This window comes from Aeromonas sp. 600948, assembly GCF_049174875.1.
GTDB classification, from domain to species: domain Bacteria; phylum Pseudomonadota; class Gammaproteobacteria; order Enterobacterales; family Aeromonadaceae; genus Aeromonas; species Aeromonas veronii_A.
On sequence record NZ_JAAKTY010000009.1, the window covers coordinates 96,613 to 111,436 of the forward strand.

Genomic DNA, 14,824 nt, shown 5'->3' on the forward strand with positions numbered 1-14,824 from the left:
GCATGTTAAATTCAGCCATTCTGACCCGCACGAAGAGGGGGGGTGTCAGGCGATGGAGTAGATTGTTCACTCATTCGGTGATGGGGTTTCCGGGGAGAAGCAAGGGCATGGCGTTGTGCCAGCTCCCGGACGATCTGTTGATAGCGAGCATCAGTGAGCGGGTAGAACAGCAACATCAAGGCAGCAGCGCAAATCAGGGCGCAGATTGGGTAGAGAAACATCAGATTGGCGATGCTGCTTTGGGTCTCGGTGCTTTGCGTCGCGTTGGGAACATAGCCTGACCATGCCAGTACCAGCCCGGGAATGAGGCCCGCAAGCGCAGCCGAACATTTGCGGCAGAAGGTCAGACTGCAGTAGACCAGCCCCTCGGTGCGGATGCCTGTTTTCCATTCCCCATACTCGACGGTGTCAGAGATGAACGCCCAGTTGAGACTGTTAACGAAAGCGGATCCCCACAGGGCCAGGGAGGTAAAGAGGATGTAATCGAGAGCACTCTCGCTGTAGAGGTAGTTGAGCAGGTCACCGCATATCCACACGCCAATACCGGCCAGATAGACAGGCAGTTTGCCAAAACGGTGCACGGCAAAGGGGACCAGCAATACCCCCAGGTAGATACACCCTATGCTGATGAAGCTCATGTAGGCGATCATCGATACGTCGCCAATCACATATTGGGCGTAAAAAACCTGAACAATCAGCTTGGTGTTGAACGCTGCCAGCGTCAGCAGATTGGCCAGCGCCAGGATGCCCAGCGGACGGTTTGCCAGCACGGCCCGTGCGTTGGTTTGTACTGCCGAAAACCCCGATTCGTTGACAACCGATGGCAGCACATGGCGTTCATGAACTCTGCTGTAGCAAAAGAGTACTGCTGCAGCCCCCATGACCGAATAAATCAGTACCGCAACGCTATAGCCGACCTGTGGCTTGTCAAACAGCAATACCAGCGGCATGAACCCTACCGAGCAGAGCAGTAATCCGGTATTGGCTCCGCCCTGGCGCCAGGCGGCGAGCTCGGCTCGGTCCTGGAGTCGCTTGGTGAGGGCCGGGACCATGGCGCCATAGGAGGCATTGCCAAAACTGTAAAAGGCACCAAACATCATGAACAGCAGGGTAAACAGCACTGTTTTAGCGATGACCGGGAGCTCAACGCTGGTAAACAGGGCGGTGTTGATAAGAGCCAGTGGCACTATGGTCCAGAGCAGGAAGGGGCGAAATTTACCTCTGGGGCCGAGCTCGGAACGATTATCCAGCACGCTGCCGGTCACCAGATCGGTGCAGGCGGTAAAGAACTTCGAAACCAGAAAGATTGCTCCGGCCCATGCTGCCGGAATGGCTGCCACATCGGTCAGGAAGATCAGCAAATAGAGCGTTGTGCAGTTGAGCAGGAAGTTATAGCCGAGATCACCCACTCCGTAGGCCATCTTTTCCTGCCATGCCAGACGGTCACTTGCCACATTGCGATATGTCATGGGATCACATCCTTGAAGAGAGCAACAGCGTGGCCAGCACGCCGCTGCCAGTTGAATGAGAGTCAGCTTTGGGTGGTCGCCACACGGCGGGCACCAAGGCTGGCAATGATCTCTTGATAGCGCTGCTCGTTGAGGGTGTAGAAGAGGGCCATCACCAGTGCCGTTACGATGGCCAGGCTTGCCGGGTAGATGAAAATCAGTCCGGTGATCCCGGTTTTGGCGGCATCGGTTTGCTCCACATTGGGCATGTAGCCAACCAGTGCCAGAGCAAACCCGGGGACGAACCCTGCGATAGCTTGCGAACACTTTCTAAAGAAGGTCATGCCGCAGTAGACCAAGCCTTCGGTACGGGTACCGGTTTTCCACTCACCGTACTCAACGGTATCTGAGACAAACGCCCAGTTAAGGCTGTTGACGAAAGAGGTGCCAAAGAACGCCAGCGAGGTGAACAGCACGTAACTCATGACGGTGCCACCGAACAGGTAGTTGGCAATGTCGCCGGAGATCCACAGGCACAATCCGGCCAGATAGACAGGTTTTTTGCCAAAGCGGCGTACCAGCGCAGGCACAGACAACACCCCGAGGTAGATGCACCCCATGCTGACAAAGCTCATGTAAGAGACCATGGAGACATCACCCAGAATGTACTGGGCGTAGAAGACCTGCACGGTGAGTTTGACGTTGAATGCGGAGAGGGTCAGCAGGTTGGCTACTGCCAGCACCAGCAACTGGTTGTTCTTGAGTACCGCCTTGAGCCCCTCCTTGATGGTGGGCTTCTCGACTATCTGGTCAGGGTCATTACCTATGATGGTGTGGTGTTCTTTGACGTTGAGGTAGCAAAAGAGCACCGCCGCCAAGCCGACCGAGGTGTAGGCCAGGGCTGCCACCATGTAGCCGGTCTCCTGGGATTCAAACAACATGGCGATGGGCATGAAACCGACGGTGGCTAACAACAGGCCGGTGTTGGCTCCGCCCTGACGCCATGCTGCCAGCTCTGCGCGATCCTGAACATTTTTGGTCATAGAGGGCACCATGGCGCCATAGCTGGCATTGCCCAAGCTAAAGAACAGGCCAAAGGCCATAAAGCAGACGATGAACAGGGTGGTCTTGGTCTCGCTGTCGAGCTCAAAATTACAAAACAGCAACATATTGCAGACAAACAGGGGCACTATGGTCCAGAGCAGCATCGGACGAAACTTGCCGCGAGGTCCGAAGCTCTTGCGGGTGTCGAGGAAAATGCCGGTGCCCAGGTCGGTGAAGCCGGTGAACACTTTCGCCACCAAAAAGATGACGCCTGCCCACGCCGCATTGATACCTGCTACATCGGTCAGAAATTTAAGCAGGTAGAGGGTGGTGATATTCAATACAAAGTTGTAACCAAAATCGCCGACGCCATAGGCAAGTTTTTCCCTAAAAGGCAGTCTGCTTTCGATATGCGCCTGAACAACCATTTTATTCTCCATAGTGTGGAATCCATCCGGCAGCCCAATAATCGTAGCGATGCGATTATTGGCGCAAGTGTGATTGTTGAAAAGTGGGATCCAGATCGAGAGATTGCGCTGGTGGTTAAGGATTCTCTTACAAATAGTGCTTGCAAGCGAGCTAAACGTTTTCATGTGGCGGGTGTTGATTGGTGATCGAGATCGCTGTTTGGGTTTTACGCGATTGAAATGAAATCGTAGCGCTATTATTGTGTTTGCGAGCAAGCGGGGATGGCCCGACTAAACAGGAGCTTATGCAATGCAACTCGAATTTTCGTCACAGGCGTTAACGATTCAGCACCAGCAGCAGTTGTTATTTTCTCATCAAGCGGATGCCCCAGCGTTTTATATAGGCAAGGGCCGGGAAAAAATGGAAATTTATCGCGGCAACTTTGACATCGAAGACTACATCGAGTCTCGCGTCGCATTGACTCATATCGAACAGGTTGACAACAACCTGTTCGTTTTTGCCCCGAATGCCTTGACCCCGGCTTTGCTACAGGTGGCTGTGGTGTGTGATGGCGATGATGTGATGCTTTATCCGACCATACTGGACGAGGCATATAACCGCTTTTGGGTCAGATTGCCGGCCGAACGTAAAGAGCATGTCTGGGGTTGTGGCGAGCAGATGTCCTATTTTGATTTGCGTGGCCGTCACTTTCCGTTGTGGACCTCAGAGCCCGGTGTTGGTCGCCATCCCCACAGCGAGATCAAATGGAAAGCCGATGTGATGGGCAAAGCCGGTGGGGATTACTACCACACCAACTATCCGCAACCCACGTTTGTCTCCTCTCGTAAATACAGCTGCCATATCGACACCACCGCTTATGCCGATTTCGATTTTCGTCACGAAGGGTTTCATGAGCTGCAAGTGTGGGCGATCCCGCAGGCCATCGAGTTGCGCACCGCAGAGAGCTATCTGGGCATTATCGAAAAACTGTCCGCCCGGTTTGGCCGCCAGCCCAGGTTGCCTGAGTGGGTTTACAAGGGGGCGATCCTTGGTCTGAAGGGGGGAGAGGTCAATACCTTCAGTCGTCTGGAAAACGCCCTTGACCATGGTATCAAGGTTTCGGGTTTGTGGAGTGAAGACTGGTGCGGCTTGCGGGTCACCTCGTTTGGCAAGCGCCTGTTCTGGGACTGGGATTGGCAGCACCATCAGGATCGCTACCCCAATCTGCCCGCCAGGATCAAGGAGCTCAATGACCAGGGCATCGAGTTCATGGCCTACGTCAACCCCTACCTGTGTGAAGATGGCAAGCTGTTTCCGATCGCCAAAGAGCTCGGCTATATGGCGCTGGACAAGGATGGTCAAGTTGCGCTGGTCGACTTTGGCGAATTCTATTGCGGCTGTATCGACTTTACCAATCCAGACGCCATGGCCTGGTTCCGTGATACCGTGCTGCGTAAAAACATGCTGGACATGGGGATCAAGGGGTGGATGGCTGACTTTGGCGAGTACCTGCCGACCGATAACATCTACCTGCACAACGGTGTCGATGCCAAGCTGATGCACAATGCCTGGCCGACTCTGTGGGCCCAGTGCAACGCAGAAGCGATCGCGATGAACGGCCAAACCGGTGATGCCCTTTTCTTTATGCGAGCCGGTTACACTGGGGTGCAGCAATACTGCCCGCTACTGTGGGCAGGCGATCAATGTGTCGATTTCAGCCGTCACGACGGTCTGGTCACGGTGATCTCGGGGGCGCTCTCCTCCGGTATGTTGGGGAACGCGTATCACCACTCGGATATCGGTGGCTACACCTCACTGTTTGGCAACCGTCGAACCAAGGAGCTGTTTGACCGCTGGGTTGAAATGGCTGCCTTTACCCCAGTCATGCGTACCCACGAAGGTAACCGCCCTGATGAGAACTTCCAGTTTGACCAGGATGGCAGCACGTTGGCGCATTTTGCCCGGATGACCCGAGTTTATTGCCACCTGACTCCTTACTTACGTAGCCTGGTGGATGAAGCGGCTGAGAAAGGGTATCCGGTTCAACGTGCCATGATGCTGCATTTTGAACATGATCCCGAGGTCTACGTCATACAGGATCAATACCTCTATGGGTCAGAGTTGCTGGTGGCACCGGTTCACCAAGGGGATGTGCGTGAGTGGACAACTTACCTGCCTGCAGGTGAGCAGTGGACGCATGTCTGGAGCGGCCAGCGCTTTACAGGGGGCCAGCGGGTCACTCTGCCTGCACCGATTGGCCAGCCCCCGGTGTTCTATCGTGCCAAAAGTCCCTGGGCTTCGCTGTTTGCCGAGCTAAAGGATCTGGCGTAAATCGCACCGGCGTTCGCTATAGAGGATGCGACCCGGATAACCCATGGCCGTGACAATGTTCACGGCCATTATGTTTCAACAGAGGAGCAGAGCAGCATGATTGACACTCTTGACGTTGTGCAAAACCCCAGCCAGGACGACATAGATTTTTTACGAGACAACCTGATCAAAACCAATCGTGAGTTTGTCGGTGAACAGATACGTCGCCCACTTGCCATCTTCTATCAGGATGAGCAGCAACGTCGTGCCGGAGGATGCAGCGGCCATACCTACGGCAACTGGCTCTATATCGAGTATCTGTGGGTGGCCCGCAGTCTGCGGGGGCGCGGTGTAGGAGGCCGGTTATTGGCAGCAATGGAGCAGGCTGCCCTAGAGCGCGGCTGCCGTTTTTCACAGCTCGATACTTTTAGTTTTCAAGCAAAGCCTTTTTACCAAGCGAGGGGTTATTCCGTCGTGATGACGTTGGAAAAGTGCCCGGTGTTTCATCAGCGATATTACTTAACCAAAACCTTGTAGCGCTGGCAGTGACTGGTGCCCTGCTTAAAAATATCTGACGCAATGGATAGTGTTCTGGTAGATACATGGGGGGCATTTATCTTTATGGGCTATTTATCAAGGCCATGGTTTTGTGATGGTTCATGGTGTGACTATATTGGCTTGGTCACAAAACAAACCGGGTACTCTGTCTGGGGATCAAGTCAAATCCTGCATCAATGATCTCGCCTTTATAATCGGGATCGCGAGCCATCCGCAACATCATAGATGCAGCTTGGCTGGCAACAGAGTGAATATTGATATTGATACTGGACAAGGTCACGGGGGCCAGATAGCCGCTGCCTGGAAAATCGCCAAACCCGATGATAGATAGTTGCTCTGGTACCGGGATATTGCGTGCAATCGCCTCCATCAGCAATGCAGTACCAATGGTATCGTTTGATGCAAAAATGCCGTCGAGTTTGCGCTCTTTGAGCAGTGTCTTGATGAGTAGTTCGCGTGCGGCGGGGTAAATATTGTCGCTGTAAGGGATTTCGACCAACAAGGGATCCATACCCGCCGTCTCAAGTGCCTGGCAAAAGCCGCTGTAGCGGCTCTGCGCACGCACGTCATCGTTAAAACGGGTCGTGAAATAGGCAATTTTATGGCAGCCGGAGCGTATCAGGTAAGATGCGGCATCGTAACCCACCTGAAAATGATCTATACCGACCTGCGCGACAAACGGACTGGCTTCACCGATTTGCCATGCTTGAACCACAGGCACCGCACTGTGCTCCAGCATACGAATCGTAGTATCACTGTGCTTCGCGCCAGTGAGGGTTATGGCGGCAGGAGACCATTGTAAAATGGAGCGGATCTGCTGCTCCTCTTTTTCCATTGAGTGATCATGAGATGCGATATAGAGCTGAAAACCTGCATCACTCACGATATGTTCAATCTGCTGGACAAAGGTACTAAAGGTAATATTGGAAATGGAAGGAACGATAATTGCCATTGCCGAACTTCGCCCGGCAGTAAACTGACTGGCAATTTTGTTGTGCACATAACCCAATTCATCAATGGCACGCTGAATTTTATGGCCGGTATTGGCTTTTACCTTGTCTGGATGACGTACATAAAGTGAGACTGTCGAGGGGGACACCTTGGCCAGGGCCGCGACATTATCAAGCTTGACGGTTTGTTTGCTTCTCGAGGACACGTGTTCTGCTTCCTGATTGGTTTTACTCGGCTCGACATCCTTCGTTATCTGAGGGAAAAGCCATCCAATAATCTCCCGACATGTATTTAAGTGTATAAAAAATAAGGCTTAAATAAAAGTGATGATTCGCTGTAGGAGGTGCGTCGGCAATTCGGGTTACTTGTATGGTAATTAGATTTTGGTTAGCCATTACAAATAAAAACGTGTTGCCAAGAGCGCTTGAGCGTTTTGGCATCCAATGTCGAAAAATGAGCCTCTTTAACTGCAATGACCCATGGCAGTTAACTGTTCAAATAAACACCGCACCACATGGTGAAGGGTGGTTACTTCAGGGTATGAGTATTTAGTGTTATGGGAATCGGTAGTTCTCATCAGCACTCTCTGCAATCGTCTAATGGGTGTTACAACCGCGTTGGATAGCTCACCGTTTAGTGCCTGGGACGTAGCGACAACCACTTGGCAGGGGGGTTATTGAGCGTGTGGCTCTGATGAAGGTAGTGGAGAGACGATCGCCTCCTGCCTGTATTGGCGCAGCAGTTTGAGGAAATCATCCGGTTCCCGATCCAGGCTGCCTACCGGGATCAACAGGTCATAACCGAGCAAGTGGCGCATGCGAATCATCCGTTGAGCCAGCATGGCCAATGCTCCATCGTAGTGCAGCCCTTGCGGGGAGCAAAAGTGACTCTCTTCCAGCCAGTCGATGCCTTGTAAGGGGTCATTGGTATGCACTGGCTGCCCATGGAGCTGCTCATTATGCAGGGCATGCAGCAACACAGGGCGCTGCTCTGTCAACAGATGCACGGCCAGTCTGGGAGTGATCAGTGTCAGAAACTCGTCATACTGTTTTATCTTGAAACCGATATAGGGCAGGGGCTGGAGATCCCAACCAACATGGATTCTGGGTTGATCGATACGCTGGATGTTGTGCCACTTCAGTGCCCAGCCGCCATATTTGTGGTGATAGTGGAGGGAGTGCTGGCATAGGGAGAGGCTGATCGGGGGTTCATTGAGCTTGAACCAGCCTATCAAGGTCATCATCATGCCACTCAGTAGCAATATATAGGCCGGGAGCACCGGGCCTTCCACAAGCAACCAGAGCAGTAATAGCATCAGGCTGGTGATGAGCCCCCCGGCCCAGATCAGGGTCAGCCCGTTTCGGCGGACCAGAGGCTTTATATGTTGTGTCTCCATTTAACCTCCTTGTCCTGATGAGGGGGGCGATCTTTTATGACACCACCCGTTTGTCTTTGACCAAGTATAAGCGCCGCGTTTTTGCGCTGGCCAGCAAAGCAAATGGCAGTCATGGGCCGGCTCGGGTATAGTCCTGCGCCAATGGCGTTATCCTGTTTTGCTGACCCGTCGTGGCCCTAGTGGTGGCGAGGGGCAGGCCTGTGTAAGGAGTGTTATGAAGTTCAGTCCCCTGCTCGATGAGATGATGAAAGCCCTGCAGGTATTGCCGGGGGTGGGGCCTAAGTCTGCCCAGCGGATGGCCTTTACCCTGCTCGAGCGTGAGCGCAGCGGCGGCTTGCGGTTGGCCCAACTGCTCTCTCGCGCCCTGACCGAGATTGGCCACTGCAGCCACTGCCGCACCTTTACCGAGAACGATCGCTGCGATATTTGCGCCAATCCCAAGCGGGAAGAGAACGGTCTGCTCTGCGTGGTGGAGAGCCCGGCGGACGTGGCCGCCATCGAGCAGACCGGCCAGTTCTCCGGCCGCTACTTCGTGCTGATGGGCCACCTCTCGCCGCTGGACGGCATAGGCCCGGAGGAGCTGGGACTCGATATTCTCGAGCGCCGCCTGAAGGAAGAGCACATCAGCGAACTGATCCTCGCCACCAATCCCACCATCGAGGGGGATGCTACCGCCTGGTATATCGCTGATATGGCCCGTGCTGCCGGGGTAGAGGTGAGCCGCATCGCCCACGGTGTGCCGGTGGGCGGAGAGCTGGAGCTGGTGGATGGCACCACGCTCTCCCACTCCCTGATGGGGCGTCAGCGCCTCAAATAAGGGGCGGGATAGGGCTGTATCATTGCGGCTTGATCAGAAAATCGGCAGTTGAATGGAAAAAGGGGGCGAATGAGCAGGATTGCACATTCGCCCCCTTGATATTTGATTGGCCGTCCCCATCTAGGTTGGGCATATGTTCAACCCGATGTTTCTGAGGATTGGTCCATGACCCAAAGTGTTCATGCCGAAACCCACGGCTTTCAGACTGAAGTCAAACAACTGCTGAGCCTGATGGCTCACAGCCTCTACTCCAACAAAGAAGTATTCCTGCGCGAGCTGATCTCCAACGCATCCGATGCGGCGGACAAGCTGCGCTTCAAGGCGCTTTCCGATGCCTCTTTGTTTGAAAACGACGGCCAGTTGCGTGTGCGCCTGGTGGTGGACAAAGAGAAGCGTACCCTGACCATCTCCGATAACGGGATCGGTATGACCCGTGATCAGGTGATCGAGCATCTGGGTACCATCGCCAAGTCCGGCACCGCCGAATTCTTCAAAAACCTCTCCGGCGATCAGGGCAAGGATTCCCAGCTGATCGGTCAGTTCGGGGTCGGTTTCTACTCTGCCTTTATCGTGGCCGACAAGGTGACCGTGGTTTCCCGCGCCGCCGGTACTGCTCCGGAGCAGGGCGTACAGTGGGAATCGGAAGGGGAAGGCTCCTTCACCGTGGCTGACGTGACTAAAGCCGGTCGCGGTACCGACGTCATCCTGCACCTGCGTGCCGAAGAGGACGAGTTCCTCGACGACTGGCGTCTGCGCTCCGTGGTGGGCAAATATTCCGATCACATCAGCGTACCGGTCGAGATGTTCAAAGAGGGTACCCCGGATCGTGAAGAGGATGGTGAAACCATCGTCGGCACCCCGGGCGAGTGGGAGCAGGTCAACCGCGCGACTGCACTGTGGACCCGCAACCCGAAAGATATCAAGGACGAGGAGTATCAGGAGTTCTACAAGCACGTCGCCCACGACTTTGAAGATCCGCTGCTCTGGGGTCACAACCGGGTGGAAGGGGCGCAAGAGTACACCAGCCTGCTCTACGTACCGGCCCGCGCACCGTTCGACCTCTACAACCGCGAGCAGAAGCACGGTCTGAAGCTCTACGTACAGCGCGTCTTCATCATGGATGACGCCGAGCAGTTTATGCCGACCTACCTGCGTTTCGTCAAAGGGGTGCTGGACTCCAACGATCTGCCGCTCAACGTCAGCCGTGAAATTCTGCAGGACAACAAGGTGACCGCTTCCCTGCGCAAAGCTTGCTCCAAGCGCGTCCTGACCATGCTCTCCAAGCTGGCGAAAGACGATGCCGAGAAGTACGCCAAGTTCTGGAAAGAGTTCGGTAACGTGCTCAAAGAGGGCCCGGCCGAGGATTACGCCAACCGCGAAGAGATCGCGAAGCTCCTGCGCTTTGCCAGCACCGCTGGCGAGGGCGAAGCCCAGACAGTCTCTCTCGAGGATTACGTTGGCCGCATGAAGGAAGGTCAGCAGAAGATTTACTACATCACCGCCGACTCCTATGCCGCTGCCAAGAACAGCCCGCATCTCGAGATCTTCCGCAAGAAGGGTGTCGAAGTGCTGCTGATGTGGGAGCGAGTGGACGAGTGGCTGATGAGCCACCTGACCGAGTTCGACGGCAAGCAGCTCATCTCCGTCACCCGTGGCGAACTGGATCTCGGCGATCTGGAAGATGAAGCCTCCAAGCAGGCGCAGGAAGAGGCCGAAAAAGCTAACGCCGGTCTGGTGGCGCGGGTCAAGAAGAGCCTGGGCGATGCAGTGAAAGAGGTGCGTGTCACTCACCGTCTGACCGATTCACCCTCTTGCATCGTCACTGACGCCTACGGTATGAGCACCCAGATGATCAAGCTCATGCGTGCGGCTGGCCAGCCGGTACCGGAGCAGAAGTACATTCTGGAGCTCAACCCTGACCATGCGCTGGTGAAGAAACTCGACACCATTGAAGACGAGGCTCTGTTCGGTGAGTGGGTCACCCTGCTGCACGAACAGGCCCAGCTGGCCGAGCAGGGCGGGCTGAACGATCCGGCGAGCTTCGTCTCCCGTATCAACCGTCTGCTGCTGCAATCCTAAGCAGCAACGCCGGTAACAGAAAGCCCACTGCATGCAGTGGGCTTTTTTGATCTCGCCGAGTGAGCTCGGCGAAACACAGCGGCAAGGGAGCGGCCAGCGCCTCTCTATTTGCGGTATTCGTTGTTGTAGTTCTGGATGAGACGGCGAGTCACCTCATGCTGGGGATCGGCAAACACCTTGAGAGTCTTGCCGCGCTCCACCACCCGACCTTCGTGCATTACCAGCACCTCGTCGCTGATATGGCTGACGATGCCCAGATCGTTGGCTACCAGCACATAACTCAGTCCCATGGTCTCCTGCATCTCCAGCAGCAGATTGATGATCTGGGAGCGTACCGAGATATCCAGGGTGGAGAGCGCCTCATCGGCCACCACTATCTTGGGGTTGAGGATCAGCGCGCGTGCCAGCGCCACCCGCTGTTGCTGACCGGAGGAGAGCATCTGCGGATAAAACAGGGCGTGGTCCGGCAGCATCCCCACCATGCGCAGGGTTTGCACCACCTTCTCACGGCGCTCCTCCTCGGTCATCTCGGTGTTGAGACGCAGCGGGGTTTCCAGGATCTGGCCGACCCGGATCTTGCGGTTCAGCGAGGTGTTGGGATCCTGAAAAATCATCCGCAGCAGTTTGCAGCGAGTCTGGTAATCGCCATGCACCATCAGTTGGCCGTCGATGGCGATGTCGCCGCTGGTGGGTTCGATCATGCCGGCCAGAATGCGGGCGAGGGTACTCTTGCCGGAGCCAGCTTCGCCGACGATGGCGAGGGTCTGGCCCACTTCAAGATCGAACGAGAGGGGCTTGATCGCCTCTACTGCCTGACGACGAAACAGACCGGTACGGTTCTGGTAGGTTTTGCTAAGGCCTCTGACCTGCAACAGGGATGGCTCGATCACAAGCGAGGCTCCTTCATGGGGGCATTAACGGTCATCATTTTTTGGGCTCCTCCATGTTCAGCGGGAAGTGACAGCTGAACTGATGGCCCTTGATCTTGTTCATCAAAGGAGTCTGCACGCACTGCTTCTGGGCGTAGGGGCAGCGCGGCCCCAGACGGCAGCCGATGGGCAGGTGTTGCAGTGGCGGGATGACGCCGGGCAGGGTCTCGAGGCGCGACTTGTGGCGCACCAGCTTGTCAAAGTCGGGGATCGATTTGAGCAGGGCATCGGTATAGGGGTGATGCGGGGTCTCAAGGATCTGCTCCCGGGTGCCCACTTCCACCATCTGGCCGCAGTACATCACGTTGATGGTATCGGTCAGGTTGGCGATGGCGGCGATGTCGTTACTGATGATCAGGATGGTGGTATTGCCCAGCTTGTTCATCTTGTCCAGGAGTCGCAGGATCTGGGAGTGGGTGGTGGACTCCATGGCGCTGGTGGGCTCGTCGGCTACCAGCAGACGCGGCTGGTTGGCAATGGCCATGGCGATCATCACCTTCTGGCACATGCCATCCGACAGCTCATGGGGATAGGCGCGCATCACCTTGCGGTGATCCTTGACGCCGACCCGGTGCAGCAGGGCGATGGCCTTCTTCTTGCGCCACTGGAAGCGTTGCCAGAATTGCCCCTCGAACGAATCGGTCGGGATTGCCTCTTCCAGCTGGGTGCCGATCTCCTCGGAGGGGTCGAGACAGCTGATGGGGTCCTGGAAGATCATGGCGATCTCGCGACCCATGATGCGACGACGCTCCTTGGGAGGCATGCTCAGCAGATCCATGTCGTTGAAGCGCATCCGGTCGGCACGTACCGTCCAGTTGTCCTTCTCGATGCCGACGATCACCTTGGCGATCAGACTTTTACCTGAGCCGGATTCACCCACCAGACCGCGGATCTCCCCCTCGGTCAGGGTCAGGCTCACCTTGTCCACCGCCTTGACCTTGCCTTGCGGTGTGTCGATCTCGATGGTGAGATTGCGAATATCGAGCAGCGGCATCAGTCATTCCCCTCTTTGAGTGCTTCGCGGATGCCTTCACCAACCAGGTTGGTGGCCAGCACGCTGAACAGGATAGCCATGCCCGGCAAAGTGACGGTCCAGGGTGCGAGATAGATGAGGTCACTCGAATCGGCCAGCATGGTGCCCCACTCCGGTTGAGGGGATTGTGCGCCGAGGCCGAGAAAACCGACTGCCGAGATATCGAGAATGGCCGCAGACAAGGTGCGGGTGGTCTGGGCCACCAGGGTCTCGACGATATTGGGCAAAATAGCCAGCCGCATGATCCTGAAGGGGGGCGAGCCATCGAGCCGACTGGCAATGATGTACTCCTTCTGCATCTCGGCATGCACCGCGTTGTAAGTGGCCCGGATAAAGGGGGGGATCAATGCCAGGGTAATGGCGATCAGGGTATTGCCAAGGCCCGGCCCCAGAATGGCAACCATGATGATGGCCATCAGCAGGGAGGGGATGGAGAGCAGGGTATCGAGCAGGTGGTGCAGCACGCTCGATTTCAGCCCCTTGCTCATGCCGCCGAGTATGCCGATGGCGGAGCCCACCACCATGGCGATCACCACCACGACAAGGGCACAGCCGAAGGTGAGACGTGCTCCCACCACCAGCCGGGAGAGCATGTCGCGCCCCAAATCATCGGTGCCGAGGAAGTAGTCGATGTTGCCGGTCGCCGCCCACGAGGGGGCGAGCAGCAGCTTGTCGGTGTGCTGTTCATCGATGCCGTAGGGGACGACCAGCGGCCCCACCAGCGTGATGAGCAGCAACAGCAAAAAGCACCAGAGCCCCGCCATGGCGAGCGGATTGCGGCTGTAGGAGGCCCACGTCTGCTCAAGGGGCGAGAGGATCTTGAGCTCGGGATAGATGTTCGATTTATCTTGCATAGGATACCTGGCTCCTGGTCACGCCATGAGCGCGTTCAATCTTGTTTGGCATACAACTCTTTGCGCCGTGCCGGATAGATAAGGGTGGTCAGCAACTCGGTGCTGACGCTGGTCAGGATCACGAAACTGGCCACCACCAGAGTCGCGCCGCGAATGGCGGCGTAATCCTGCAGGGCGATGCTGCTGATGAGCCAGCGGCCGATCCCGTGCCACTCGAACACCACCTCGGTGATCATGGCGGAGGTGAGCACGCTACCCAGTTGCAGACCCAGCAGCGGCAGTACCGGCGGCAGGGCGTTCTTCAGACCATGGCGCCAGACGATCTGCGCCTTGGAAAGGCCCCGGCTCGCCGCCGCCTTGATGTAGTTCTGCTTCATCACGTCGATGAGGGAACTGCGCACATGGCGGATCACCTCGGTGGTGGGCACCACCGCCAGCACCAGTGACGGGAGAATGAGGTGGCGCAGGGCATCGTGCAGCGCCGCTTGCCGCCAGGGCTCGTTGCTGAGCAGCACATCGATCACCGCGATGCCGGTAATGGGGGGCACGTCGTAGAGCAGGCTGATCTGGCCCGACGCCGGCAACCAGCCGAGATCCAGCGAAAAGAGCATCACTACCAGCAGTGCCAGCCAGAACACCGGCACCGCATAGCCGATAAGACCGGCAGTCATGATGGAGAGATCCAGTGTCTTTCCCTGTGACAGGGCCGCCAGGGTGCCGAGAGGAATGCCCACCAGCAGCGAGATGGCGAACGCCGCCAGACAGAGGATCAGGGTCGCCGGGAAGTAGTGGCGGATCTCGTCCAGCACCGGTAGCCCAGAGACGCTGGAGAGCCCCAGGTCACCTGCGAAAATGCGACGCAGGAAATCGGGATAGCCGCTCCAGAAGCTGAGCTGATTGCCGATCAGCCGATAGTCCAGCAGATAGGCGACAAAGGTCAGCGCCAGCAGAGTGATAAGCAGCAGGTTGATGCGGCGCAAGGTGTATAGAAGCATGC

At 56.2% G+C, this 14,824-nt stretch carries 12 protein-coding genes; 4 read left to right on the forward strand and 8 right to left on the reverse strand.

Annotation, left to right across the window (positions count from 1 at the left end; genetic code table 11):
- Window positions 1–11 precede the first annotated feature (11 nt).
- Together G5182_RS09985 and G5182_RS09990 are read right to left on the reverse strand one after the other, a co-directional pair.
- Entirely contained in the window at window positions 12–1,469 is a 1,458-nt protein-coding gene (locus tag G5182_RS09985; RefSeq protein ID WP_421231536.1) for a glycoside-pentoside-hexuronide (GPH):cation symporter, read from the reverse strand.
- Window positions 1,470–1,531: 62 nt separating this feature from the next.
- Window positions 1,532–2,932: a glycoside-pentoside-hexuronide (GPH):cation symporter gene (locus G5182_RS09990; RefSeq protein ID WP_421252268.1), complete on the reverse strand. Its 1,401-nt coding sequence runs from the start codon at window positions 2,930–2,932 to the stop codon at window positions 1,532–1,534.
- Window positions 2,933–3,209: 277 nt separating this feature from the next.
- Between G5182_RS09990 and G5182_RS09995 the strand changes: the two genes are divergently transcribed.
- Window positions 3,210–5,231: an alpha-glucosidase gene (locus G5182_RS09995; RefSeq protein WP_266134805.1), complete on the forward strand. Its 2,022-nt coding sequence runs from the start codon at window positions 3,210–3,212 to the stop codon at window positions 5,229–5,231.
- A 96-nt stretch (window positions 5,232–5,327) separates the two neighbouring features.
- Entirely contained in the window at window positions 5,328–5,747 is a 420-nt protein-coding gene (locus G5182_RS10000) for a GNAT family N-acetyltransferase (protein ID WP_227342647.1), read from the forward strand.
- 145 nt (window positions 5,748–5,892) lie between these two features.
- Here G5182_RS10000 and G5182_RS10005 read toward each other — a convergent pair whose 3' ends face one another.
- Complete coding sequence (locus G5182_RS10005) at window positions 5,893–6,924, reverse strand: LacI family DNA-binding transcriptional regulator (RefSeq protein ID WP_227342649.1); 1,032 nt, start codon at window positions 6,922–6,924, stop codon at window positions 5,893–5,895.
- 468 nt (window positions 6,925–7,392) lie between these two features.
- Window positions 7,393–8,115, reverse strand: a complete 723-nt coding sequence (locus G5182_RS10010; RefSeq protein WP_227342650.1) for a DUF2982 domain-containing protein — start codon at window positions 8,113–8,115, stop codon at window positions 7,393–7,395.
- 214 nt (window positions 8,116–8,329) lie between these two features.
- On the opposite strand from G5182_RS10010, the gene recR reads away from it, so the two are divergent.
- Window positions 8,330–8,932: a recombination mediator RecR gene (gene recR, locus G5182_RS10015; protein WP_019444931.1), complete on the forward strand. Its 603-nt coding sequence runs from the start codon at window positions 8,330–8,332 to the stop codon at window positions 8,930–8,932.
- A 165-nt stretch (window positions 8,933–9,097) separates the two neighbouring features.
- Entirely contained in the window at window positions 9,098–11,011 is a 1,914-nt protein-coding gene (gene htpG, locus G5182_RS10020; protein WP_227342653.1) for a molecular chaperone HtpG, read from the forward strand.
- 104 nt (window positions 11,012–11,115) lie between these two features.
- On the opposite strand, the gene G5182_RS10025 is transcribed toward htpG, so the two are convergent.
- Genes G5182_RS10025 through G5182_RS10040 form a run of 4 tightly spaced genes read right to left on the reverse strand, consistent with a single transcriptional unit; the run spans window position 11,116 to window position 14,822 of the window.
- The gene (locus G5182_RS10025; protein WP_005333681.1) at window positions 11,116–11,901 is read right to left on the reverse strand and encodes an ATP-binding cassette domain-containing protein; all 786 of its coding nucleotides are present in this window, start codon (window positions 11,899–11,901) and stop codon (window positions 11,116–11,118) included.
- Window positions 11,902–11,935: 34 nt separating this feature from the next.
- Window positions 11,936–12,934, reverse strand: a complete 999-nt coding sequence (locus G5182_RS10030; RefSeq protein WP_227342654.1) for an oligopeptide/dipeptide ABC transporter ATP-binding protein — start codon at window positions 12,932–12,934, stop codon at window positions 11,936–11,938.
- Window positions 12,934–13,827, reverse strand: a complete 894-nt coding sequence (locus G5182_RS10035; RefSeq protein ID WP_216953434.1) for an ABC transporter permease subunit — start codon at window positions 13,825–13,827, stop codon at window positions 12,934–12,936. Before G5182_RS10035 ends, G5182_RS10030 begins: the two co-directional genes overlap by 1 nt.
- Before the next feature lie 35 nt (window positions 13,828–13,862).
- The gene (locus G5182_RS10040) at window positions 13,863–14,822 is read right to left on the reverse strand and encodes an ABC transporter permease (RefSeq protein WP_021231386.1); all 960 of its coding nucleotides are present in this window, start codon (window positions 14,820–14,822) and stop codon (window positions 13,863–13,865) included.
- Between the last annotated feature and the right edge of the window lie 2 nt (window positions 14,823–14,824).

Coding starts and splice junctions, on each gene's coding strand:
- G5182_RS09985 (WP_421231536.1), bottom strand. CDS start 1,469: ATGACATATCGCAATGTGGCAAGTGACCGTCTGGCATGGCAGGAAAAG.
- G5182_RS09990 (WP_421252268.1), bottom strand. CDS start 2,932: ATGGAGAATAAAATGGTTGTTCAGGCGCATATCGAAAGCAGACTGCCT.
- G5182_RS09995 (WP_266134805.1), top strand. CDS start 3,210: ATGCAACTCGAATTTTCGTCACAGGCGTTAACGATTCAGCACCAGCAG.
- G5182_RS10000 (WP_227342647.1), top strand. CDS start 5,328: ATGATTGACACTCTTGACGTTGTGCAAAACCCCAGCCAGGACGACATA.
- G5182_RS10010 (WP_227342650.1), bottom strand. CDS start 8,115: ATGGAGACACAACATATAAAGCCTCTGGTCCGCCGAAACGGGCTGACC.
- recR (WP_019444931.1), top strand. CDS start 8,330: ATGAAGTTCAGTCCCCTGCTCGATGAGATGATGAAAGCCCTGCAGGTA.
- htpG (WP_227342653.1), top strand. CDS start 9,098: ATGACCCAAAGTGTTCATGCCGAAACCCACGGCTTTCAGACTGAAGTC.
- G5182_RS10030 (WP_227342654.1), bottom strand. CDS start 12,934: ATGCCGCTGCTCGATATTCGCAATCTCACCATCGAGATCGACACACCG.
- G5182_RS10035 (WP_216953434.1), bottom strand. CDS start 13,827: ATGCAAGATAAATCGAACATCTATCCCGAGCTCAAGATCCTCTCGCCC.
- G5182_RS10040 (WP_021231386.1), bottom strand. CDS start 14,822: ATGCTTCTATACACCTTGCGCCGCATCAACCTGCTGCTTATCACTCTG.